Here is a 1,706-nt window from a genome sequence, read left to right as displayed (position 1 = left end):
GCCAGATGGGGGATTTGCTTAAAATATAGGATTGAATGAGTGTTAATGCCGGATAGGATTATCGGTCAATTTCAGCACGGATGAATTTACCGGCACTGTTGTAATACAGGTCGTAGCCTGGGATGTCGATTTCGTAACCACCTATCTCCTTCTCTATCTTATACGGCTGCTGTGAAGGATAGCGCTTAGCAATATCCGCAACGATCACATCAGGAATAATGCCAGATGGCAATGCAGAGAACTTGCAGTCCACGCTCTTCCACTCTCCCTTGTTATTGAAATCTATTTTGGTTCCATCGCTCAATGTTGCCTCATATTCCCACTTTCCGTTGTCCTTCTCCTTCTCTACACGAGAGTAGGTAGCAGTAGGAAAATACTGCTTAACAAACTGCTGAGCCTGTACTGGCAACTCAGCATAACCGATTTCTTTCTCATCACTGCCGTGGCAAGCTACTGCTACCATAGCAAAAATAATCGACAGAAATGTCGCTAAAAACGTTCTCTTCATGTTGTTACAATTTAAATTTTTGATGTTACTATTTTTATTATCTATCACTTATTATTATACACTATTGCATAACCCGTATATTGACATAGACGGGATTGTTTTACCTGCTACAAATATACTAAAATTATTTCAAACTACAAAACATTCATCCAGTATTTTAGAGTGTTTTAACGGTTTAAATTGCATCATGGACTTATGACACACCCTCTTAGGTATGTGATAGAGAGATTTATGAATGTCTATCAGGCAGTTTTCCCCCTTTTTATTTGGTCGTTTCAGGAAAAAAGCGTAATTTTGCGGCGAAATTAGATGTTGAACTTTAAAACAATAAGAAATATGGCAAGACCTATAAAAGAAACACCGATACTCTATGGTGAAGACGCCAGAGTGTTTGAGGCAAGGATGAAGAATCCTCCAAAAGAGAGCCACGAGAAGATGGAAGAAATCAATCGTGACTATAATTATATCATGAGTTTATTCGTAAATTGATTATGAACGATAATGAAGAAATTTGCGAACCGTTAAAGATTCGACGATTAGATATTAATGACAGAATATCTAATTTTAACTGTGGGGATGAAGACTTAAATGACTTCATTCTAAATGAGTCACAGTTGTATCGTGGAGAGATGCTAGCTGTGACTTACGTTATTGAAGACAATAATGGTGTAATCCTAGCATACTTCAGTTTAGCAAATGATAAAATCTCCTTAACAGAGTTTGAGAATAACACTGAGTTCAATAGGTTTAAAAGACGCTTTAAAAACTCAAAACGTCTCAAAAGCTATCCAGCAGTAAAAATATGCAGATTAGCAGTTGACAAAAATGCACGAAAGCTGCATCTTGGGACAAAACTCCTGAATTTTATCAAAGGATTTTTTGCCAAAGACAATAAAACGGGTTGTAGATTTATAACTGTTGATGCATACATAGAGGCGATTCCTTTCTATTTAAAGAATAGCTTCTTAGAGCTTACTAAAAATGATGAAGATGCGACACATACAAGATTATTATATTATGATCTTAAAATGATGTCATTGTAGATAATATATAGTTTTTTACAGAAATCCCCCATCCTACTTTCTCAAGCGGGATGGGGGTTTTGCTTATGTAATAATTAAACCTAAAAAACAAAAGCAAGCATCAATCCATTAAGGGTTGATATTTATATTTATAGATATATGATATCTTTTGGATT

The 1,706-nt window shown here is 35.7% G+C and carries 3 protein-coding genes; 2 read left to right on the top strand and 1 reads right to left on the bottom strand.

Annotated elements, in window-relative coordinates:
- Positions 1-58: 58 nt before the first annotated feature.
- Positions 59-508: a PepSY-like domain-containing protein gene (locus DXD25_RS16115; RefSeq protein WP_117664370.1), complete on the bottom strand. Its 450-nt coding sequence runs from the start codon at positions 506-508 to the stop codon at positions 59-61.
- Positions 509-844: 336 nt separating this feature from the next.
- Here DXD25_RS16115 and DXD25_RS17015 point away from each other — a divergent pair, with 336 nt between their 5' ends.
- Positions 845-997: a hypothetical protein gene (locus tag DXD25_RS17015; RefSeq protein WP_187360508.1), complete on the top strand. Its 153-nt coding sequence runs from the start codon at positions 845-847 to the stop codon at positions 995-997.
- A 2-nt stretch (positions 998-999) separates the two neighbouring features.
- On the top strand, positions 1,000-1,551 hold the full coding sequence (locus tag DXD25_RS16105) for a GNAT family N-acetyltransferase (protein WP_117664368.1): 552 nt from the start codon (positions 1,000-1,002) through the stop codon (positions 1,549-1,551).
- Positions 1,552-1,706: the final 155 nt, after the last annotated feature.

Origin of the sequence: Prevotella sp. TF12-30 (assembly GCF_003436715.1) — a bacterium.
GTDB classification, from domain to species: domain Bacteria; phylum Bacteroidota; class Bacteroidia; order Bacteroidales; family Bacteroidaceae; genus Prevotella; species Prevotella copri_A.
The sequence above is the reverse complement of the archived record's forward strand: the minus strand, read 5'-3'. Positions and strand labels throughout refer to the sequence as shown.